The organism is Bartonella sp. AA2SXKL (assembly GCF_042197205.1).
In the GTDB taxonomy this organism is placed as follows: domain Bacteria; phylum Pseudomonadota; class Alphaproteobacteria; order Rhizobiales; family Rhizobiaceae; genus Bartonella.
Genome location: NZ_JBHIRN010000148.1, coordinates 338 through 715, shown reverse-complemented (window position 1 = coordinate 715; position 378 = coordinate 338). Strand labels below are relative to the sequence as shown.

The following is a 378-nucleotide window of genomic DNA, read 5'->3' as shown; positions in this document are numbered from 1 at the left end:
ACTTCTTTTAATGGAGATGTATCAATTCAATGGTATGAAGATGGGATAACAAATGTAGCCTATAATTGCATTGATCGCCACCTGAAAACCCATGGAGACAAAATTGCACTCATTTGGGAAGGGGATAACCCCTATCACGATAAAAAAATAACCTATAACGAACTTTATGAACATGTTTGTCGTTTTGCCAATCTTTTGAAAAGCCATGGTATAAAGAAAGGCGATAGAGTAACTATTTATCTTCCTATGATTCCCGAAGCAGCCTATGCTATGATTGCTTGTGCCCGCATTGGTGCCATTCATTCGGTTATTTTTGCAGGCTTTTCCTCTGAAGCAATAGCAGGACGCCTTGTTGACTGTAAATCGACCTTCATTATT

Annotated in this window: 1 protein-coding gene; it reads left to right on the top strand. The window is 38.6% G+C overall.

Features of this window, described 5'->3' with window-relative positions; translation table 11 throughout:
- A partial coding sequence (locus ACFINS_RS10355; RefSeq protein WP_375706221.1) for an AMP-binding protein occupies nucleotides 1-378 on the top strand: 378 nt, incomplete at both ends.